Source organism: Neisseria animaloris (genome assembly GCF_900637855.1).
Taxonomy (GTDB): domain Bacteria; phylum Pseudomonadota; class Gammaproteobacteria; order Burkholderiales; family Neisseriaceae; genus Neisseria; species Neisseria animaloris.
The window spans coordinates 489,026-510,146 of record NZ_LR134440.1 but is presented as its reverse complement, the minus strand read 5'-3'; the positions used below and the strand labels follow the sequence as shown (position 1 = coordinate 510,146).

At 52.7% G+C, this 21,121-nt stretch carries 21 protein-coding genes; 8 read left to right on the top strand and 13 right to left on the bottom strand.

Annotated elements, in window-relative coordinates; all coding sequences use genetic code 11:
* Window positions 1-73: 73 nt before the first annotated feature.
* The 3 genes from EL216_RS02450 to rlmB form a co-directional block, all read right to left on the bottom strand.
* Entirely contained in the window at window positions 74-1,039 is a 966-nt protein-coding gene (locus tag EL216_RS02450) for an SPFH domain-containing protein (protein ID WP_085389881.1), read from the bottom strand.
* A 9-nt stretch (window positions 1,040-1,048) separates the two neighbouring features.
* On the bottom strand, window positions 1,049-1,477 hold the full coding sequence (locus tag EL216_RS02445) for an NfeD family protein (RefSeq protein WP_085389880.1): 429 nt from the start codon (window positions 1,475-1,477) through the stop codon (window positions 1,049-1,051).
* Window positions 1,478-1,620: 143 nt separating this feature from the next.
* A complete protein-coding gene (gene rlmB, locus EL216_RS02440) occupies window positions 1,621-2,370 on the bottom strand; it encodes a 23S rRNA (guanosine(2251)-2'-O)-methyltransferase RlmB (RefSeq protein ID WP_085389879.1) in 750 nt (249 codons plus the stop codon).
* A 124-nt stretch (window positions 2,371-2,494) separates the two neighbouring features.
* Between rlmB and EL216_RS02435 the strand changes: the two genes are divergently transcribed.
* Window positions 2,495-3,739, top strand: coding sequence for a multifunctional CCA addition/repair protein (locus EL216_RS02435; protein ID WP_085389938.1), 1,245 nt, complete (start codon window positions 2,495-2,497; stop codon window positions 3,737-3,739).
* 55 nt (window positions 3,740-3,794) lie between these two features.
* Here the strand turns inward: EL216_RS02435 and ruvB are convergent, their stop codons facing one another.
* Both ruvB and EL216_RS02425 read right to left on the bottom strand, forming a co-directional pair.
* Complete coding sequence (gene ruvB / locus EL216_RS02430) at window positions 3,795-4,826, bottom strand: Holliday junction branch migration DNA helicase RuvB (RefSeq protein ID WP_085389878.1); 1,032 nt, start codon at window positions 4,824-4,826, stop codon at window positions 3,795-3,797.
* A 78-nt stretch (window positions 4,827-4,904) separates the two neighbouring features.
* The gene (locus EL216_RS02425; RefSeq protein WP_085389877.1) at window positions 4,905-5,216 is read right to left on the bottom strand and encodes a hypothetical protein; all 312 of its coding nucleotides are present in this window, start codon (window positions 5,214-5,216) and stop codon (window positions 4,905-4,907) included.
* A gap of 160 nt (window positions 5,217-5,376) precedes the next feature.
* Here EL216_RS02425 and EL216_RS02420 point away from each other — a divergent pair, with 160 nt between their 5' ends.
* On the top strand, window positions 5,377-6,318 hold the full coding sequence (locus EL216_RS02420) for a bile acid:sodium symporter family protein (RefSeq protein WP_085389937.1): 942 nt from the start codon (window positions 5,377-5,379) through the stop codon (window positions 6,316-6,318).
* Window positions 6,319-6,379: 61 nt separating this feature from the next.
* Here EL216_RS02420 and recA read toward each other — a convergent pair whose 3' ends face one another.
* Window positions 6,380-7,426 (bottom strand): recombinase RecA, encoded by a 1,047-nt coding sequence (recA, locus tag EL216_RS02415; RefSeq protein WP_085389876.1) that lies wholly within the window; start codon window positions 7,424-7,426, stop codon window positions 6,380-6,382.
* 213 nt (window positions 7,427-7,639) lie between these two features.
* On the opposite strand from recA, the gene adk reads away from it, so the two are divergent.
* From adk to arcC, 6 genes are all read left to right on the top strand, one after another.
* Window positions 7,640-8,287 carry an adenylate kinase gene (gene adk, locus EL216_RS02410; protein ID WP_085389875.1) on the top strand — a complete coding sequence of 216 codons (648 nt, stop codon included), beginning with the start codon at window positions 7,640-7,642 and terminating at the stop codon, window positions 8,285-8,287.
* 215 nt (window positions 8,288-8,502) lie between these two features.
* The gene (gene allE, locus EL216_RS02405) at window positions 8,503-9,279 is read left to right on the top strand and encodes a (S)-ureidoglycine aminohydrolase (protein ID WP_085389874.1); all 777 of its coding nucleotides are present in this window, start codon (window positions 8,503-8,505) and stop codon (window positions 9,277-9,279) included.
* 42 nt (window positions 9,280-9,321) lie between these two features.
* Window positions 9,322-10,350 carry an aspartate/ornithine carbamoyltransferase family protein gene (locus EL216_RS02400; protein ID WP_085389873.1) on the top strand — a complete coding sequence of 343 codons (1,029 nt, stop codon included), beginning with the start codon at window positions 9,322-9,324 and terminating at the stop codon, window positions 10,348-10,350.
* Window positions 10,351-10,436: 86 nt separating this feature from the next.
* Window positions 10,437-11,861 (top strand): YfcC family protein, encoded by a 1,425-nt coding sequence (locus EL216_RS02395; protein WP_085389872.1) that lies wholly within the window; start codon window positions 10,437-10,439, stop codon window positions 11,859-11,861.
* Window positions 11,862-11,938: 77 nt separating this feature from the next.
* A complete protein-coding gene (gene allB / locus EL216_RS02390; RefSeq protein WP_085389871.1) occupies window positions 11,939-13,306 on the top strand; it encodes an allantoinase AllB in 1,368 nt (455 codons plus the stop codon).
* 68 nt (window positions 13,307-13,374) lie between these two features.
* Window positions 13,375-14,304 (top strand): carbamate kinase, encoded by a 930-nt coding sequence (arcC, locus tag EL216_RS02385; protein ID WP_085389870.1) that lies wholly within the window; start codon window positions 13,375-13,377, stop codon window positions 14,302-14,304.
* Between the two features lie 175 nt (window positions 14,305-14,479).
* Here the strand turns inward: arcC and frdD are convergent, their stop codons facing one another.
* The 7 genes from frdD to EL216_RS02350 form a co-directional block, all read right to left on the bottom strand.
* Window positions 14,480-14,833 (bottom strand): fumarate reductase subunit FrdD, encoded by a 354-nt coding sequence (frdD, locus tag EL216_RS02380; protein ID WP_085389869.1) that lies wholly within the window; start codon window positions 14,831-14,833, stop codon window positions 14,480-14,482.
* 10 nt (window positions 14,834-14,843) lie between these two features.
* A complete protein-coding gene (gene frdC / locus EL216_RS02375) occupies window positions 14,844-15,239 on the bottom strand; it encodes a fumarate reductase subunit FrdC (RefSeq protein ID WP_085389868.1) in 396 nt (131 codons plus the stop codon).
* Entirely contained in the window at window positions 15,236-15,988 is a 753-nt protein-coding gene (locus tag EL216_RS02370) for a succinate dehydrogenase/fumarate reductase iron-sulfur subunit (protein ID WP_085389867.1), read from the bottom strand. Before EL216_RS02370 ends, frdC begins: the two co-directional genes overlap by 4 nt.
* Window positions 15,981-17,765 carry a fumarate reductase (quinol) flavoprotein subunit gene (frdA, locus tag EL216_RS02365; RefSeq protein WP_085389866.1) on the bottom strand — a complete coding sequence of 595 codons (1,785 nt, stop codon included), beginning with the start codon at window positions 17,763-17,765 and terminating at the stop codon, window positions 15,981-15,983. The genes EL216_RS02370 and frdA overlap by 8 nt, the downstream gene beginning before the upstream one ends.
* Before the next feature lie 178 nt (window positions 17,766-17,943).
* Window positions 17,944-18,444: an SgcJ/EcaC family oxidoreductase gene (locus EL216_RS02360; protein ID WP_085389865.1), complete on the bottom strand. Its 501-nt coding sequence runs from the start codon at window positions 18,442-18,444 to the stop codon at window positions 17,944-17,946.
* A gap of 207 nt (window positions 18,445-18,651) precedes the next feature.
* Window positions 18,652-20,079, bottom strand: a complete 1,428-nt coding sequence (locus tag EL216_RS02355) for an acyl-CoA dehydrogenase family protein (protein ID WP_408633979.1) — start codon at window positions 20,077-20,079, stop codon at window positions 18,652-18,654.
* A 230-nt stretch (window positions 20,080-20,309) separates the two neighbouring features.
* On the bottom strand, window positions 20,310-21,077 hold the full coding sequence (locus tag EL216_RS02350; RefSeq protein ID WP_085389864.1) for an endonuclease/exonuclease/phosphatase family protein: 768 nt from the start codon (window positions 21,075-21,077) through the stop codon (window positions 20,310-20,312).
* Window positions 21,078-21,121: the final 44 nt, after the last annotated feature.

The following is a 21,121-nucleotide window of genomic DNA, read 5'->3' as shown; positions in this document are numbered from 1 at the left end:
GCCGTCTGAAAAGCTATTTAAAGTTTTTCAGACGGCCTTTTGCTTCTTTGGCCGGAGCCGATCTTATGCCTTGTTATTTAACTGTTTTGTTGCCTTCGACAATTTTCAGGCCGGCGGAAACCAAGCCGCCGATGTCGGCCACGTTGGCGGGCATAATCAGCGTGTTGTTTTCTTTGGCCAGTTTGCCGAAGGCTTCTATGTATTGCTCGGCCACCTTCAGGTTCACGGCCTCGTTGCCGCCCGGAGTTTGCAGGGCATCGGCAACGGCGCGGATGGCATCGGCGTTGGCTTCGGCCACGAGGCGCAAGGCTTCGGCTTCACCTTGGGCACGGTTGATTTTGGCGATTTTTTGGCCGTTCGATTCGTTGATGGCGGCTTGCATTTCGCCTTCGGACTGTTGGATTTCAGCTTCGCGCTGACCGCTGGCAAGGTTGATCTGCTCGATTTTGCGGCCTTCCGATTCGGCGATACGGGCACGTTTTTCACGTTCGGCAGTGATTTGCGCCTGCATTGCGCGCAGGATTTCTTGCGGCGGCACCAAATCTTTGATTTCGTAGCGCAACACTTTCACGCCCCACGAGATGGCGGCTTCGTCGAGCGCGGAAACGACAATGCTGTTGATTTCGTCGCGTTCTTCAAAGGTTTTGTCCAATTCCATGCGGCCGATAACCGAACGCAGCGTGGTTTGGGCAAGCTGGGTAATCGCCATGATGTAGTTGCTCGAGCCGTATGAAGCGAGTTTCGGGTCGGTTACTTGGAAATAGATGATGCCGTCGACGGTAAGCTGGGTGTTGTCGCGGGTAATACACACTTGGCTCGGCACGTCGAGCGGGATTTCTTTCAACGTGTGCTTGTAGGCGATGCGGTCGATAAACGGAATCAGAATGTTCAGGCCGGGATTAAGGATTTTATAGAAGCGGCCCAAGCGTTCGACTACATAGGCTTCCTGTTGCGGCACAACGGTAAACGATTTGAAGCCGAATACGACAACGGCAATAAGAATCAGGATGGGAAAGCTGAGAAACAGGCTGAAATCCATGGTTTTTCCTTAGTTTGATGATGAATGCAGATGAATAAGCAGAATATTGCCGTTTTTGCCGGTGATAACGGCAGTTTGTCCGGCAGCGTGATCGGCACCATTGTCGGCCTGAGCATGCCACACGGTGCCGCGGTAATGCACTTCATACAGATTGCCGTGCAGGTGGCGGTTGATTTGCACGGTTTGCCCGATGTCCAAATCGTTGCGGGCGGATTCTTCCACGGGCGGGCGGCGGTGTTTTTTAATCCAGCCGTGCGCCCACCAGATGCCCACGGCAGAAAGCGCGGCAGCCGTGACGATGCTGATGCTAAGGCTGTCGAACAGCCATGCGGCAATGCCGGCACCGAACAGGGCGGCGCTGACCACCAGCAGGTAAATCGTGCCGACGAACAGTTCTAAAATCAGCACCAATATGGCGGCGATAAACCAAGCGATCATGAGTTGCCCCCCTTTGTTGTTTCAATCAGGTAAATGATAAAGGCTATCGGCGAAAATTCAATGTTTTCGGCGGGAACGGTAAAAAGGCCGTCTGAAACGGTTTCCGCAAGGAATTTTCAGACGGCCTTTTAAACGGAAACGGTTTATTTCTCGGCGCTCAACACCCGTTGGCGGCGGGTTTCGCTCAACACCATGCCCGCCGTTACCGATACGTTCATGCTTTCCACCGTGCCGAACATGGGCACGGAAACGAGCATGTCACAATGTTCGCGGGTGAGGCGGCGCATGCCTTCGCCTTCGTTGCCCATCACCCATGCGATACTTTCGGGCAGTTTGGCGTGGTAGAGATCGGACTCGCCGCCCATGTCGGTGCCGACCACCCAGATGCCGTATTCTTTCAATTCGCGCAGGGTGCGGGCGAGGTTGGTTACGGTGATGTAGGGCACGGTTTCGGCCGCGCCGCAGGCTACTTTGCTCACGGTGGCGTTCAGCCCCGCGCTTTTGTCTTTCGGTGCAATCACGGCGTGAACGCCCATCGCGTCGGCGGTACGCAGGCACGCGCCGAGGTTGTGCGGGTCGGTGATGCCGTCGAGCACCAGCAGCAGCGCCGGTTCGCGCAGGTTTTCCAACACGTCTTCAAGGTGGACGTGGTTTTTGGATGCGTCGATAAAGCCGACCACCCCTTGATGGCGCGCGCCTTTGCTGATGGTGTTTAAGCGTTCGGCGGCGGCAAAATGCACGCGCACGTTTTCGGCGGCGGCTTTTTCCAGCACTTCGCGGGTGCGGGTATCGTGTTTGCCTTCTTGGACATACAGCTCGGTAATGCTTTTCGGGTTTTGCCACAAACGGGCGTTAACGGCGTGAAAGCCGTAGATAAGTCGTTGGTTTGCCATGTTTTGCTTTGTTGTAAAGGTTTCAGACGGCATTATACAGGGTTTATACGAAGGCCGTCTGAAAAGCAGGGTGGTGCGGTTTGCTATACAATCACACAATATTTTTTCAGACGGCCTTTTTATCATGCAGATTTACTTAGTCGGCGGAGCCGTGCGCGATGCTTTGTTAAACCTGCCCGTTACCGACCGCGATTGGGTGGTGGTGGGGGCGGACGCGGCCGATATGTTGGCGGCAGGCTTTCAGCCGGTAGGCAAAGATTTTCCGGTGTTTCTCCATCCTGAAAGCCACGAAGAATATGCGCTGGCGCGTACCGAACGCAAAACCGCCAAAGGTTATGCCGGCTTTGCGTTTTACGCTGCCAAAGACGTAACGCTGGAGCAGGATTTGCTCCGCCGCGACTTAACCATCAACGCCATGGCGCAGGATTCGGACGGCCTCGTTATCGATCCTTTCGGCGGGCGGCGGGATTTGCAGCATAAAATCCTGCGCCACGTTTCCCCTGCTTTTGCCGAAGACCCCGTGCGGATTTTGCGTACCGCCCGTTTTGCCGCCCGCTACGGATTTGACGTTGCGCCGGAAACGATGGAACTGATGAAGCGGATGGTGGAAAACGGCGAAGCGGACGCGCTGGTGGCCGAGCGGGTATGGCAGGAGTTGGCGAAAGGGCTGATGGAAAAGCAGCCGCGTCGTATGTTTGAAATTTTACGCGAATGCGGCGCGTTGGAAATATTGCTGCCCGAAGTCGATGCGCTTTTCGGCGTGCCGCAGCGTGCCGATTACCATCCGGAAGTAGACAGCGGCATCCACACCATGATGGTGCTGCAATGTGCCGCCGATATGGATTTGAGCTTGCCTGAACGTTATGCCGCGCTGCTGCACGATTTGGGCAAAGCGCGAACGCCTGCCGACATTCTGCCCAAACACCACGGGCACGACCTTGCCGGTGTCGAACCTGTCCGCGCCGTCAATGCGCGCTGGAAAGTGCCCAAACATTGCGCCGAACTTGCCGAACTGGTTTGCCGCTGGCACATCATGTTGCACAGCGTCGGCGAATTCAGGCCGGCTACCGTGTTAAATACTTTGAAAAAAGTAGACGCGCTGCGCCGCCCCGAACGTTTTCAGACGGCCTTGAACGTATGCGTGGCCGATACCAGAGGCCGTCTGAACCGTGAAAACTCGCCGTATCCGCAACGCGAACATTGGCTGGATTTGCTGGCGGCGGCAAACGATATCGACACCGCTGCCATTGCCGCCGCCCATGCCGGAACGCCGCAGAAAATCGCCGAGGCGATCGACAAAGCGCGTTTGGAAAAAATCAGGCCGGTTCAAGAGGCCTACAAAGCACGGGTGCAAAGCGGGCATCGGTAAACCGGCAAAGTTTCAAGTTGAGTGTTTTTTAAACGTTTGAGGCTGTCTGAAAACCTTATTTATCCATGCTCACGCCGAAGTGCAGGTAGCTGCGTTCGGTAGCCATGCGCCCGCGCGGGGTGCGTTGCAGGAAGCCTTGTTGGATTAAATACGGTTCGATAACGTCTTCGATGGTGTCGGTGGATTCGCCGATGGCGGCGGCAATGTTTTCCAATCCGACCGGGCCGCCGCTGAATTTGTAGATGACGGCTTCGAGGAATTTCCTGTCCATCACGTCCAAGCCCACCGCATCGACATCGAGCATGCTTAAGGCGGCATCGGCGGTTTCGGCGTTAATCAATCCCTGATTTTTCACTTCGGCGTAATCGCGCACGCGGCGCAGCAAACGGTTGGCGATGCGGGGCGTGCCGCGGCTGCGGCGGGCGATTTCCATTGCGCCTTCTTCGCCCATGTTCAACTGCAAAAGCTGGGCGGAACGGGCGACGATGGTGGCCAAGTCGTTGTGTTCGTAAAATTCCAAACGGGAAACGATGCCGAAACGGTCGCGCAGCGGGTTGGTGAGCATGCCGGCGCGGGTGGTTGCGCCCACCAGCGTGAACGGCGGCAGGTCGATTTTCACCGAGCGGGCGGCGGGGCCTTCGCCGATCATGATGTCGAGTTGGTAGTCTTCGAGTGCGGGGTAGAGGATTTCTTCCACCACGGGACTGAGGCGGTGGATTTCGTCGATAAACAATACGTCGTGAGGCTCGAGGTTGGTCAGCAGGGCGGCCAAGTCACCGGCACGTTCGAGTACGGGGCCGCTGGTTTGGCGCAGGTTTACCCCCAATTCTTTGGCGATGATGTGTGCCAGCGTGGTTTTGCCCAATCCGGGCGGGCCGAACAGCAGGGTGTGGTCGAGTGCTTCGCCACGTTTTTTGGCGGCTTCGATGAAGATGGCGAGCTGTTCTTTGGCTTTGTGCTGGCCGATATAGTCGCCCAATGATTTGGGGCGCAGGGCGCGTTCGAGCAGCTCTTCTTGGGCGGAGATACTTTGGGCGGTGATGATGCGTTGCGGTTGGGCAGAACTGAGATTGTCGGTTTGCAGCATGGTATACGGCTCGTGTAGTAAAAGGTTTCGAGGCCGTCTGAAAACCGTGCTTTCAGACGACCTCTCGAATTATCGGTTTTAAGCCCTGTCGCGGGTTTGCCGCCAGACCAGATAATCCCGCAGCGGCGGCATGGGCGGGTTGATGCAGTGCGGGCATACGCCGGTGATGTCTTCGTCATCGTCTTCGATATGCAGGGCGTTGGGGTCGAACCTAGCCTGCTGCATCACGGCTTGCGCCAATGCCTGCTCTTGCACGACATCGAATTCGAAACCGCTGAGGATTTCGCCCAGCAATTCGTGTTCCGCCGTGCTGAAGTTTTCGCTGTTGATGGTAATCAGGCGCAGATAGTCGCTGTTGCTGATTTTTCGGTGCAGTAACTCAATATTCATTATTCGGGCCGTTTGAAACGGTTGGAGGCAGAAGTTTTATTTAACGGATGGATTATAGCGTGTTTCAGACGGCCTCTGAATGAAACCGCCTGTAAAACTTTTATCGCGGCATCAAGTAAATTGGCGTATTCTTGGCGTTTTGCATATTCTTGGACGAGAAATGGAAACATTGGCCAAATTCAGCCGCTTGGTCGGCCAAACTTTTGCGTTGTGGGCCGCTTTGTTTGCCGCAATTGCATTTATCGCGCCCGATACGTTTAAGTGGGTGCTGCCGTATATTCCCATGCTGCTGGGCATCATTATGTTCGGCATGGGGTTGACGCTTTCACCGCGTGATTTCAGGATTTTGGGCGAACATCCCAAAGCAGTGTTAATCGGCGTGGCGGCACAGTTTGTGATTATGCCGCTGACGGCCTATGCGTTGGCATTGGGGTTGAATCTGCCTGCCGAAATTGCCGTGGGCGTGATTCTGGTGGGTTCCTGTCCGGGCGGTACGGCATCGAATGTGATTACTTATCTCGCACGCGGCAATGTAGCGCTTTCGGTGGCGGTAACGTCGGTTTCCACCTTGATCGCACCGGTGCTCACGCCGGCGGTTTTCTATCTGTTGGCGAATCAATGGCTCGATATTTCGGCTTCGGCGATGTTTGTGTCGATTTTAAAAATTGTGCTGTTGCCGATAGTGCTGGGCGTGGTGGCGCATACTTTGTTCAGAAAGCAGACGGAAGCTGCCGTCGATGTGCTGCCGTTGGTATCGGTGGCGGCGATTGTGCTGATTATCGGTTCAGTGGTCGGAGCGAGCAAACCGAAAATCCTCGAAAGCGGCATGCTGATTTTAGTGGTGGTGATGCTGCATAACGCCGTCGGTTATTTGCTCGGCTTTTTCACAGCAAAGTTGTTCAGGTTGCCTTATGATGTGCAAAAAACCTTGTCCATCGAAGTGGGCATGCAAAATTCGGGTTTAGGTGCCGCTTTGGCCGCCGCTTATTTCACCCCGCTTGCCGCCGTGCCCAGCGCGATTTTCAGCGTATGGCACAATATTTCCGGTTCACTGCTGGCTTCTTATTGGGCTTCGAAAAAACGACAGGAAGCAGAAGATTAAATCAATCAATAAGGCCGTCTGAAATGGTTTTCAGACGGCCTTTTTATTTACTCAAACCAAATTACTCTTCCGGCTTTTCGCCGTCGGTATCGTCTAATGTGCCTTCGGTAATTTGGACATTTACGCCCACTTTGGCACGGATTTTGGCGTCGATTTCGTTGGCCACTTCGGGGTTTTCTTTCAGCCACACGCGCACGTTGTCTTTGCCTTGGCCGATTTTAGCTCCGTTATAGCTGTACCATGCACCTGATTTTTCAACGATGTCGTATTTCACGCCCAAATCGACCAGTTCGCCTTCCCAGCTGATGCCTTCGCCGTAGAGAATGTCGAATTCGGCTTGGCGGAAAGGCGGGGCGACTTTGTTTTTGATGACTTTGACTTTGGTTTCGTTACCCAAAACGTCGTCGCCTTTTTTGATGGAACCGGTGCGGCGGATGTCGAGACGCACCGAGGCGTAGAATTTCAGCGCGTTACCGCCGGTGGTGGTTTCGGGGCTGCCGAACATCACGCCGATTTTCATGCGGATTTGGTTGATGAATACGACTAAGGTGTTGGTTTTTTTGATGTGGCCGGTGAGTTTGCGCAAGGCTTGGCTCATCAGTCGGGCTTGCAGGCCGACGTGGCTGTCGCCCATTTCGCCTTCGATTTCGGCTTTGGGTACAAGCGCGGCTACGGAATCGACCACGACCATATCCACGCCGCCGGAGCGTACCAGCATGTCGCAGATTTCAAGCGCCTGCTCGCCGGTGTCGGGTTGGGAAACGAGCAGATCTTCTACTTTCACGCCGAGTTTGCGGGCGTAGATGGGGTCGAAAGCGTTTTCGGCATCGATAAAGGCGCAGGTGCCGCCGTTTTTCTGGCATTGGGCGATGGCTTCCAAGCACAGGGTGGTTTTACCGGATGATTCGGGGCCGAAGATTTCGACGATACGGCCGCGCGGCAGGCCGCCTACGCCGAGTGCCAAGTCCAAACCGAGTGAACCGGTGGAGATGACTTCTAAATTTTCGTCTTTATGGCTGCCGTCCATTTTCATGATGGAGCCTTTGCCGAAGTTTTTTTCGATTTGCGCGAGCGCGGCGGCTAATGCTTTGCTTTTTTCGTCTGACATGATGTTTCCGTGTGGAATGATGGTAAGGATTTCGGCGCAGATTATCGCATAAATCGCTGCTTTTCGAAAAAGTTTTCATCGGGTTTTCAGACGGCCTTAGGTTGTGTATGAGGCCGTCTGAAAACATCGCAAGCCTTTTCATAACGGCATAACCATATTAAGATAAGCCTTGAAGCGTTTTTCTTATCTTGACCAATATTCAAGGAACACAGAATGAAAGTATTACTGCTTGGCGCGCCGGGTGCGGGTAAAGGCACACAGGCTCAATTTATTACGGCGGCTTTCGGCATTCCGCAGATTTCCACCGGTGATATGCTGCGTGCGGCGATTAAGGCCGGCACGCCGTTGGGTTTGGAGGCGAAAAAAATCATTGATGAAGGCGGTTTGGTACGCGACGACATCATCATCGGCATGGTTAAAGAGCGGATCGCGCAGGACGACTGCAAAAACGGCTTTTTGTTCGACGGCTTCCCACGCACATTGGCGCAAGCCGAGGCGATGGTTGAGGCCGGTGTGAATTTGGATGCGGTGGTTGAAATCGACGTGCCGGATGCGGTAATTGTCGACCGTATGAGCGGCCGCCGCGTGCATCTGGCTTCGGGCCGTACTTACCATGTTTCTTACAATCCGCCGAAAGTGGAGGGTAAAGACGACGTTACCGGTGAAGACTTGATTCAGCGCGATGACGACAAAGAAGAAACGGTGAAAAAGCGCCTTGAGGTTTATCACGACCAAACGGCGGTGTTGATTGGTTTTTACAGTAAATTAACCGGCGAACACGCACCGAAATATATCAAGGTAGACGGCACGCAGGCCGTTGATGCCGTTAAAGCCGAAGTGTTGGCTGCTTTGGGCGGATAGTTTTTTTATTAATACCGCAGCTTTGATAAGCAGGCCGTCTGAAATCTTTCAGACGGCCTGTTTTTTGCGCCTGCTTTCTTTAGGTGCAGTAAGCGGAATCAAGTTTGGCGTGCAAAGACAACTCATTGTCATGATGAACAAGAGATAAGCGGGGTGTTTAGCAGTATATTGGGTTCGAAAGCAAAACATACCGTTAGTTTAGTTAGGAGAAAGAAATGCCAGGCTATCCACAAGATATTTTGAAAAACCGTTCAGTAGTCAAACATGGAAATTATGCATTCATTACGCCGGAAGGCCGTGTAATCAATGTGATTCCGGGAATCGAAGATTGTTTGATGACCATTCTGGCCACGCCGAAAATGGGTGCGAGCTTTGTGCAATTGATCGGCCAGTTGGGAGAGAACGCAAAAACTACACTGGCTTATGGTGCGAAAGACCATGAAGAAGCCTTTATCTATCTGCTCGACGGTGAAGCGGAGTTGAAAGTAACCGTCGGCGACGAAAGCCGCACGCTGACCCAAGGAGGCTATGCGTATTCTCCTCCGGGGGTAGGTATCCAGTTTGAAAACGCCAACCACAAAGCAGGTCGTATCCTGCTGTACAAACAACGTTATATCGAACATCCGGCCGGTTTGAAACCTTATACCGTGTTTGGCAATGTCAATGATATCGAATGGACGGATTATGACGGCATGGCCAACGTCCATATTAAAGATTTGCTGCCGGTAGAGCAAAACTTCGATATGAACATGCATGTTTTAAGTTTCGACCCGGGAGCCAGTCACAACATCATCGAAACCCATGTGCAAGAACACGGTGCCTATGTATATGAGGGACAAGGTTGCTACCTGTTGGACGAAAATTGGTATTTGATTAAAGAGGAGGACTTTATTTGGTTCGGCCCATATTGCAAACAAGCATCTTATGCCGTAGGACGCGGGCCATTCAGCTACATTTATTCTAAAGACTGCCACCGCGATGTGGAAATCTGATGTTTTCGTATCAATAATTCAATTTAGTGAAGGAATTTAATCATGGCTTTAGATAAAAATTTCAGACCCCTTGATATCCGTGAAACTTTGGCAGCCACCAATATGCGCGGCAAAAACATTACGTTTTTGGATGAATTCAAACGCGAAGAAATTTTGGCTTTGTTTGAAGCGGCGAAAATGTTGGAACCCTATATGCGCACCGGCTTGAAACTGCTGGACGGCAAAGTGCTGTACACCCTGTTTTTCCAACCTTCCACCCGCACCCGTTGCAGCCATGAAAACGCCATGCTGCGTTTGGGCGGCCAAGTGATTACCGAGTCCGACCCCACGCACAATGCGGCGGTAGCAAAAAACGAAAGCCTATACGACACCTTGCGCGTTACTTCCGAATATGCCGACGTAATCGTGATGCGCCACCCTGACGATCAGGAATGTTTGGGTGCGCTGGACGAACTGGGCGGATATGTTTCGCCGGTGATTTCAGGCGGCTACGGCCACGTTACCCACCCGACGCAAGGTTTGTTGGACAGCTACACTTGCTGGCGTGCGTTCGGTGATTTGAGCAACGCCACCGTTGCCATCGCCACCCCCGACTTATCCCGCGCACGTTCGGGCCAATCGTTCGCTTTGGCGTTGGCATCCATGGGCGCAAAAATCATCTATACCGGCACCAGCGAATTGCGTACGCCCGAAGTGGTGCGTAACAAGCTGACTGCAATGGGTGCACGTTTTGAAGAACATTTCGACCTGACGGAAAAACAAAACGAAGAACTCTATGCGGAAAACGGTGTCGACTTGATTTATCTGCCGGGCAGCTCTCTGAAAAAAGACGACCCGAACCGTGAAGACTTCATGAAGAAAATGATGAACTACTACATTTCCCTGGATATGCTCAAACGCATTAAAGAGAAAAGCGGTAAGGTTGTGGGTGTGCACCATTCGCTGCCGCGCAACGCAGGCGAATTCGATTTCGGCATCGACAATACCGAGCACCAATTATATTTCCGTGCTATCGGTTTCTCAGTAGCGGTGAGGATGGCACTGTTAAGTGCTGTTGTCGGTGTGAATTAACCGGTTTGTTAAAAAGCAACGGCTGCCGCTGCCGGTGCAGGGGCAGCCTTTTATATTTAAAACGTCAAGATTTCAGGAGTTGTGTCATGAGTACGCAAAAACCTAAAAAGTCTTTCAAGATGCCCGATATTTATATCGTGCTGGCCATATTTATCCTTGTGGCTGCTGCGTTTACCTACATTATTCCGGCAGGTGAATACAACCGCGAGATGGTAGAAACCTCTCACGGTGTACAGAAACTGGTGGTGGCCGGAACCTACCATACCGTCGAACAACAACCTGTCGGCTTCATGGATGTGGTAACGGCGATTTCCGACGGCTTGAAACGTGCGGCCGGTATCGTGTTCCTCACTTTCATGGTAGGCGGCTGTATGGGTTTGATTAAACGCGCAGGCCTGATTGACATGGGCGTGCAGAAATTAAGCACTGCCGTGGGTAATAAAGATATTCTGGTGATTCCGATTCTGATCAGTATTTTTGCAGGATTGGCCGCTTTTATCGGCGTACCTGAGCTTTCATTGGCTTACCTGCCGGTGCTGCTGCCGTTGTTTTACCGCTTGGGTTACGACGGCATGACTGCGACGGCCGTAGCTTTGCTGGGTCCGTGTATGGGCTTTACTTTCGGTTTGACCATTCCGGGTTCCGTGGGTGTAGGCCAACAAATCGCCCAGTTGCCGATGTTCTCCGGTTCGCCGTTCCGCGCCGTGATTCTGGTGGCCGTGGTAGTGATCGCGATTCTTTATGTGATGCGTTATGCACTTAAAGTAAAACATAATCCGCAAGCCAGCCTGACATACGAAAGCGATAATGAAATCCGTGCCAAATTTGCCGAAGAAGAGGCTGAAAAAGGCGATGTGGTGTTTACTGCACGTCAAAAATATGCCGGTATTGCCTGCATGGTGCTGTTCCCGATTGCCATCGCCATGATTCTGAAAAACAACTTGGGTTTCGAAGCCATCGGCGGTTTGTTCCTTTTTATCGGTATTGCCGCTGCCGCTATTTCAGGCAAGTCTGCCCAACAGATTTGTGATGATGTGAACGCCGGTATGCGCGATATGATGGTTGCTGCGCTGCTGTGCGGAGTGGCTTCTGCGATTGCCGTGGTGATGGATAAAGGCGTGATTACCGATACTCTGGTGTTTTGGTTGGAAAGCATGATGCGCTCCGTGCCGCCCGAACTCACCGCCATTGCGATTTTCTGGGAGCAATCTCTGTTTAACTTCCTGATTCCGGGTGCTACCGCATTAACCGTGTTGACCATGCCGATTATTTCACCTTTGGCCAGCCTGCTCGATATTTCCCAACAGGCAGTGGTTTCGGCGAATGCTTGGGGCGGACAGCTTACCGATATTTTCTTCCCGACTTCAGGTTTCTTCGTTGCTACCTTGGTGATTGCCAAAGTCGAATACGGTAAATGGTTGCGTTTTTACACTCCGCTGATGCTTATGCTCGGAATCCTTGCCAGCATTGCCCTTTATTTTATGCAATCTGCCGGTGTAGGTGCCTTATAACAAAAATTTGACAGTTCGGATTTTCAGACGGCCTAAGTGAAGTAACGGCAGGCCGTCTGAAAAAAAGGAGGTTTAAAATGTACGATTTATTGATTAAAAACGGTTTGTTGGTTTTGCCCGACCAGATGCTGCATGGAGACATTGCAGTGAAAGACGGCAAAATCGCCGCCATTGCCCCGCAAATCGAAGATGAGGCTGAGAAAACCGTTGATGCCGGCCATAAGTATGTTTTACCCGGCATGGTGGACGTGCATATGCATATTTCGGAACCCGGCCGTACCGAATGGGAAGGCTATTGGACCGGAACACAGGCTATGGCGGCCGGCGGTACCACCTCTTATGTTGAAATGCCGCTGAACACTATTCCCGCTACAATCGACTTGGAAAGCTTGGAAATCAAACGTCAGGCTGCGGAAGGGCAAAACCATGTCGATTATACGTTTTTCGGCGGCTTGGTGCCGCACAACCTGAACGACCTGAAAGCGCTTTCCCAAGCAGGCGTGGGCGCGTTCAAAGCCTTCGTAGCCACTTGCGGTTCGGGCAAGCCGGGCGACTTTAAAAACGTAACCGACTACGAACTGTATGTCGGTATGCAGACTTTGGCGGAAACGGGTGATTTGCTGGTGGTGCATTGCGAAAACGCCACGATTACCGACGAACTGGGCCGCAAAGCTAAAGCGGAAGGCAAAACTTCGGTATCCGACTATGTTGCCAGCCGCCCGATATTTACCGAGGTGGAGGCGGTACGCCGTGTGCTGTATATCGCCGGGCAAACCGGTTGCCGCATACACATTGCACATTGCAGTTGCCATGAAGCCGTCGAAGCGGTGTTGGAAGCCCAAGCACGCGGTGTGGATGCCAGCTTTGAGAGCTGCCCGCATTATTTCTTGCTGGCAACCGAAGATTTGGATGCCATCGGTGCCAAAGCCAAATGTTCGCCGCCTATACGCGATAAAGCACACCAGCAAAAAATGTGGGAATTGTTGGCAGGCGGCATCATCGACATCATCGGCTCCGACCACTCGCCGTGTACGCCCGATTTGAAATCCAGCCCGAACGCATTTGAAGCATGGGGCGGTATCAGCGGCTGCCAAAACAGCGTGGATGCCATGTTTGATGCGGCGGTGAAAAAACGCAATATCAGTCCGGTTACGCTGATGAATGCGCTGGCCACCCAACCGGCCAACCGCTTCGGTTTAATCGACAAAGGCGCGCTGAGTTTGGGTAAAGATGCCGACATCGTCATTCTCGATCCCAACCGGTCTTATACCATTACCGCCGATAAACTACTGTATAAAAACAAAATCAGCGCATACGAAGGTTTTGAAGTGGGTTGCCGCATCACGCATACTTTTCTGCGCGGCAATGAGGTTTACACGCTCGAAGAAGGTATCAAAGGCAAACCCCAAGGCCGTGCGGCAAGGCTGTGCAATAAGGCCGTCTGAAACAGGTTTTTGAAAAACGGGCATGTTTTCAGGCATGCCCATCTAAGCGAATATAAAAGGAAATCATCATGAGAATAGTTGTAGCCTTGGGCGGCAACGCCCTTTTGAAACGCGGCGAGCCGCTGACTTCCGAAAACCAACGTGCCAATGTGCGCATTGCTTGCGAACAGATTGCCAAAGTTTATGATGGCAACCAATTGATCATTACCCACGGCAACGGCCCCCAAGTCGGCCTGATGGCTTTGCAAAGCAATGCTTACAAAGAAGTGCCGATGTATCCGTTGGACGTATTGGGTGCGGAATCGGTCGGCATGATCGGTTATATGATCCAACAGGAAATGGCCAATTTCGTGCCGAAAGACGTATCATTGGCCACCGTAATCACCCAAACCGAAGTCGATCCCAAAGACCCGGCTTTCCAAAAACCGAGCAAACCCGTCGGCCCCGTATACAGCAAGGAAGAAGCCGATGCGATTGCCGCCGAAAAAGGTTGGACTATGGCTCAGGATAACGACAAATACCGCCGCGTTGTGCCCAGCCCGCTGCCCACCCGCATTTTTGGCTTGAAACCTTTGAAAACATTAATCGAAAACAACTACATCTTAATTTGCGGCGGCGGTGGCGGCATTCCGACTTATTACGACGAGTCGGGTAGGTTGTGCGGTGCCGAAGCCGTTATCGACAAGGACCTTGCCACGGCCTTGTTGGCCTCTTCGATTGATGCGGATTTGCTGATTATCGCCACCGATGTTGACGGCGTGTATCTCAATTGGGGCACCGACCAACAAAAAGCCGTGCGTGCGGCGCATCCCGACGAAATCGAAAAAATCGGTTTCGCCAGCGGTTCGATGGGGCCGAAAGTTCAGGCGGCAGTCAACTTTGCCCGCAACACCGGAAAAACGGCGGTTATCGGCGAACTGAGCGATATCGAACGCATTGTGGCGGGAGAAGCGGGCACCCGCATCAGCAAAGATACGCAAGGTATCGAGTACCGTTAAACAGATGTAAACGATGTTTGGAAGCGGGCTGCGGTTTTATCTGCCGTAGCCCGCTTTAACGGTTTTCGGGAGTTTTCAGACGGCCTGAACCTCAATCGGCGGCCTGAATATTATGAAGTGCTTGGCGGTGTGGACGCAGGTATCCGTTTTCGCGACCGTGCCGCCGTCGTTTTAATTACAGCATCCATGCCATGATTAAGGCCGATACACTGATAAGGGCGGCAAACCCGTAGCACAGCCATTTGGCGGCAGGCAGATGCAGTTTCAAATCATGCAGGCCGTGATGGATGCGGTGCATGCCGCACCACACGGGCAGGCTTACGGTAAGAAAAAGAAAAATCCGCCCCAACGGGCTGCCGGCGAGAGAGAGGGCGTGTTCGTAATCTAAAACGCCGTCGGGCAGCAGGCCGAGCGGCAGTAAAATGCCTACGAGCAATATCATTACCGGCGCGAAAACCGCACTCCACATGCCGCCGGCACCGAATATGCCCCAGAATATCGGTTCGTTTGAGCGTTTATCGGATTTCATTATTTTTCTCCTATTTCAGAAAAACAATCAGCAGCAAAACGACACTTGCGGCAACAGCGGCAGCCCATAAGGTTTTAATCACCGGAGCAGGCTTGAGTTTTTCGCCTTTGATAATCACGGTAGCGGCTTTAGGTGCGAGTTCGAACCATGTTTTGCTGTGGAGCAAAGAAGCGGCGAGGGCGATCAGATTAGCGCAGAAAACCAAGGGCTGTTGTAGGAAAACGATGAAACCGGCCCATGCGTCGGCTCCTGCAATCAAAGCATACATGCCGCGCAGCAATACGATGCCGAACCATACGGCAGGCAGGGAGGTGGCTTCGCGCAGCATATAAAAACGGTAGAAAGCCGACTTTTTCCACCAACTGCCGTTTACCGGTCGGATATAGGGTTTGCGGGCGGAACTCATAACGTGCTCCTTTTGGATTGGCGCAGCATGGAAAAGAAAAAATCGGTGCTGCTGGCCACTTTGCCTTGTTGGATGGCTTCGGCGGGGTCGACGTTTTGCGGGCAGACTTCCGAACAATAGCCGACAAACGTACAGCACCACACGCCGTTATCGCTATTCAAGGGCGGCATGCGCTCGGCTTGGCCGCGGTCGCGGCTGTCAAGGTTGTAGCGTTGTGCCAGAGCGATGGCGGCAGGGCCGATGAATTCGGGATTGAGGTTGAATTGCGGGCAGGCGGCGTAGCAGAGGCCGCAGTTGATGCAGTCGGCAAATTGTTTGTATTTGGCCGTTTGCGCCGGCGTTTGAGTGTTGGGGCCGTCTGAAATCGTGCGCCGGTTGCCGATGATATAGGGTTTGACCGCCTGTATGCCGTCCATCAGCGGGGTCATGTCCACCACCAAGTCGCGTTCGACCGGCAGATGCGACAATGCCTCCACCGTGATGGTTTTGTCTGCATATTCGCGCACGAAAGTTTTGCAGGCCAGTGTCGGCCGGTTATCCACCATCACGCCGCACGAGCCGCAAACCGCCATGCGGCACGACCAACGGTAAGACAAATCGGGCGCGAGTTTTTCTTTGATATAGCCCAGCGCGTCCAGCAGCGAAGTTTGCTCGTCGTAAGGCACGTGATAATCGTCATAACGGGGCTCGCGGTCGTGTTCGGGGTTGTAGCGCATCACTTTGATATGGATGGTGCGTGGCTCACTCATGGGCGGGCTCCTTTTGTTGTTCTGCGGCGGCTCCGTACACGCGTTCGACCGGCGGGAGTTTGGTGATTCTCACCGGGCTGTGGCCGATTTCCGGCGCGCTTCCCGCCCGATAAAACGCCAGCGAATGTTTGAGGAAATCCGCATCGTTGCGTTCGGTACAGCCTTCGTCCAAACGTTGGTGTGCCCCGCGCGATTCCCTGCGGCCAAGGGCGGAATGCACCATCGCTTCGGCCACGTCCAAACCGAAGCCCAGTTCCAACGCGTACAGCAAATCGGTGTTGTACACTTTGGATTGGTCGGCAATACGGATACGGCGGTAGCGTTCTTGCAGCTCGGCCAGTTTGTCGATGGTTTTCTGCATCGATGCGGCAGTGCGGTAAATACCGCAGCCTTCTTCCATCGCCAAACCCATTTCGTTGCGGACGGTTGCCCAGCTTTCATTGCCTTGTTGTTGCATAAAATCTTTCAAACGGCCTGCCGTGTCGCGGGCTTGGGCATTGGCAAAGCGGTTATCGGGTTGTGGTGCGGCGGCTGCACGGCGTGCAGCCGCTTCTCCAGCCACGCGCCCGAATACCAAAATTTCCGACAAAGAGTTCGACCCCAAGCGGTTGGCTCCGTGCAGCCCGACCGACGAGCATTCGCCCACGGCAAACAAGCCGTTGATGCGGGTTTCGCATTCTGAATCGGTTTCGATGCCGCCCATCGTATAGTGTGCGGTGGGGCGCACCGGAATCGGCTCTTCGGCAGGGTTCACGCCGATATAGGCTTTGGAAAGTTCGCAAATCAGCGGCAGCCGCTCTTGCAGTTTTTTCTCCCCTAAATGACGCAAATCTAAATGCACCACGTCGCCGTGGGGCGTGGCAATCGTGCGTCCCTGCCGCCATTCGTGCCAAAACGCCTGCGACAGTTTGTCGCGCGGGCCGAGCTCCATGTATTTGTTTTGCGGTTGCCCGACCGGTGTTTCCGGGCCGAGGCCGTAGTCTTGCAGATAGCGGTAGCCGTCTTTGTTGAGCAGAATGCCGCCTTCGCCGCGGCTGCCTTCGGTAATCAGAATGCCCGAACCGGGCAGGCCGGTGGGGTGGTACTGCACGAATTCCATGTCGCGCAAAGGCACGCCGCGGCGGAAGGCCATGCCCATGCCGTCGCCGGTAACGATACCGGCGTTGGTGTTGTAGCGGTAAACCCGTCCGGCACCGCCGGTGGCCAGAATCACCGCTTTGGCGCGGATTTGCACCAAGCTGCCTTCCATCAGGTTTAAGGCGGCCACGCCGCAGGCTTTGCCGTCGTCGGCCAGAATATCCAGTACGAAGTATTCGTCGAAACGTTTGATTTGCGGGTATTTCAACGAAGTTTGGAATAAGGTGTGCAGAATATGGAAGCCGGTTTTGTCGGCGGCAAACCAAGTGCGTTCGTTTTTCATGCCGCCGAACCGCCGCATATTTACCGAGCCGTCTGCTTTGCGGCTCCACGGGCAACCCCATTGCTCGAGCCGGATCAATTCGTGCGGGCAGTGTTTCACAAAATATTCCGCCACTTCCTGATCGCACAGCCAGTCGCCGCCCGCCACCGTATCGTGAAAATGCGCATCGAAAGAATCGTGCGGCAGAATCACCCCGGCCGCTCCGCCTTCCGCCGCTACGGTATGGCTGCGCACGGGGTAAACCTTGGATACCAACGCAATATTCAGGTCGGGATTGCTTTCCGCCGCCGCAATCGCCGCCCGCAAACCTGCGCCGCCTGCGCCGACGATTACCATATCGGCCTGAATTGTAGACATGTAAGCCTCGCAATTTTTGAAAGTAAATCGGCAACAAGATAATCCATTTTGCCGGAGCCGGTATTTATTTGAATCAAGCTTTGCGGCTTTAAGCCTCTCGGAAACATACCGTGCGGCATGAAAAAGGCCGTCTGAAAAACGGGTTTTCAGACGGCCTCAGGTCTTTCAAGATGTCGGATTAATGTTTCTTGCTGGATTTGCTGCCGGCTTTTTCAGGCATCAGGGAAGAGTGGTGGGAGGTAATCATCCACTGGTTGCCGTTCCAGCCGTAAGTAAACGTATAGCGGCCGGCGGCTTTCGTACCGTCGGCGAAGGTAAAGGTGTATAAGCCGTTATCCAACGCGACATTACAGCCGATTTGAATGTGGCTCATATCGATTTTACCCGTCGGCTTTGTCTCCAAGAAGTGTTTGAAATAATCTTCTTTTTCAGCCGGAGTCAAACGCGGTTTGTTGGAAAGGGTCGGCAGCAGAATACTGTCGGCAGAGTAGTTTGCCACCACTTGTTTGGGATCGCCGGTTTGCAGGGAATTGTTCCAGCGGTCAAACAAAGCGGCAATTTCCTGTTTGTTAGTTGCTTTGCAACTATCGACTTGCGGCGCTTGCAGGCTTCTGTCGTTGCTGGCACACGCAGCCAATGTCAGGAACGTTGCCAAAACAGCCAAAAGACGTAGTTTCATTCTTCATTCCTTTCTCGGTTGAACAAATGGTTATGTAAATATTTGTTTTTACAAGAAACTTTTTATTTTATGCCGTTTAGAGTGGTAAGGAATAGTTTTGTTCCTGATTGTTAAGAAAACATTGCAATTCCGTTGGTAATCTTAAATAACACAGGCCATTTGAAATATTTTTTCAGACGGCCTCTTGCTGTTTCGTACAAAAACGGTTCAGTCTTTGCAATCCAGCATATCTTTACGGATATCGCGTAGTACAAACGCAGAAGTGTTTTCATCTTCGGTTTGAATCCACACAAACAGCTTGGCGATAATTTTACCGAGAAACACTTTTTCCAGTGCGTCGGCATCGCCCAGCCGGTATTGCGTTAAGAAAGCGGCAATGTCTTCGGGTAGGACGGTACGTGCGGTTTGGCGGATCTCGCTAAAGCGTTTGTCCGATTGCAGACGTTCCAGCAGGGTTTGGTTTTTGTCGGGTTTGATGCCTTGCTCTTTCTCTTCGATGGTGGCGCGGGTGAATTGGTCGTAAATTTCCGCATAGAGCATATCGTTCGGACCCTCGAAGATGGTAAAGGGGCGGATGTCGATGGCAATGTTGCTGGCGGGATGGCCGTGTTCGAAGCCTTTGGCACCAAGCAGTTTTTGCAGGATTTGCGCTGCGCCGTAGGTGTATTCCGTAGCCAAAGTTTTGATGATATTGGCTTCCATCAATTGGTGGGCGACGGGGGCATCGGGGGATACGCGGTTGCAGGTAAAGCGGTAGAGCACTTGCGAGATGCCGTAGCGTTGCATGATTTCGCGGCATTCACGGGCAACGAATTTGATGTCTTGCTGAACGAAGCGGCGCATGTTTTCGATGATGTATTCCATGATACCGTGGGTCATGCCTACCAATTGCAGACGGCTGCGGATGAAAATGTTTTGGAATGCGCGCAAGCCGGCAGCATCGTTTTCGGAAAGTTTCATCACGCAATCGGCGGGGATGTTGGCATCAATATGGTTGACTGCGTAGCGCACGGCGAGCAAGCCTTCCGAATTGAGGGTCTCGCAGCGGATGTATTGTTTGGGCACCAGCAGCAGATTGATGGTTTTCGAGAGTTTGCCGTTTTTGCGTTCTTTGGCTGCAACCAGCAGAAATTCGCTGGTGGAATTGCCTTGCCAGTATTTGGTTGCGTTGACGTAAACGGTTTGGTCGCCGGTATACTCGTAATACGATTGCATTTCGCGGGCAATCGCGGCACCTGAGGTTTCCGGCTCAGTGATGGCCAAGCCGCCTCCTTCGCCGTTGAAAATGAAATCGAGGCCGGTACGGATTTGGGCTTCGTTGCCGAATTCGACCAACGGCTGCAAAACCAGTGCGCCTTCGATACCGGTACGCAGGGTAACGGGTACGCCGTAATGGCCGGCGATGCGCAATACTTCCTGAATTTCAAACTGGCTGCTTTTTCTGCCGCCATGCTTTTCGGCTAGAAAAGGCAATAGCAGGCCGGCTTTTTTCAGCTCCAACCATTTGTTTTCGGGAAGGTATTGCATCAGATTGATTCCGTTTGGAAAGATGCGTTTGAATGCAGATTCGATATGTTGTAGGAAATCAGCGGTGTTCATTTGAATGAGCTGTGTTTCCAAAATACCTGATGCCATGATTTTTTGTGTTTCCGTTTTAGAGTAAGATTCCTATTTTATATCATATTTTTTGAATTTTGATAATCATCGGCAAAAGCGGTTTTTTATTTAGGAAAGAAAATTTAACAGTTTTTATTTCCTGCATATATTTTTATGCGCAGGTTTGTTCATGCATGTATGCTTTACGTAAACCGTCAGGCCGTCTGAAAACAATTTTTCAGACGGCCTGTTGTTATGCAGCAAACAGATTAAGGCTGTTTGATTCTCGGCAGCACTTTCACGCTCAAGGGCAGATGGTCGGAGAGCAGCTGCCATTGTTTTTCTTTGTGGATTTGCGAATCGAGCACTTCGAGGTTGCGGGTGTAGATGCGGTCGAGGCTCAATACGGGCATGCGCGAGGGAAAGGTTTTCGGGCGTTTGCCGTTGGCATCCACAAACACTTCTTCGAGATTCAAGGCTTTGCCCAATGCGGCGGCAGACTTGGAACGCCAGTCGTTGAAGTCGCCGGCGATAATCAGCGGGCTGTGCGGGTCAACCTGTTGGGAAACGTATTCGAAAATCGCCTGATACTGTTTCATGCGGTCGGGTTCGCGCAGGTTGAGATGGGCGCACAGGCATACGAGCGGGTGTTCCCAATATTCGGGCTGAATCTCGCAATGCAGCACGCCGCGCTGTTCGAGTTTGTTGACCGTGATATTGAGATTGTGGCGGGTGTCGATGGGCATGTGGCTGAGAATCGCATTGCCGTGGTGCCGTTCGGGGTAAACGGCGTTTTTGCCGTAGCTGCTGTTGAACGACAGGTGCTCGCTGAGAATGTCGTAATGCGGGCGGTGCGGGAAGTCGGGCATTTTGGAACGGCGGATTTGGTGTTCGCCTTGCACTTCTTGTAAAAATAAAATGTCTGAATTCAGCTTTTGCAGGGCTTCGGCCATGTTGCCTACCTGCACTTTGCGGTTGAGTGCCGACATGCCTTTGTGCATGTTGTAAGAAGTAACGGTAACGGGTACGGGGGTCATAATGTGCTCGGTATTTGTTATTGTGTATTTTTTGATTATATATC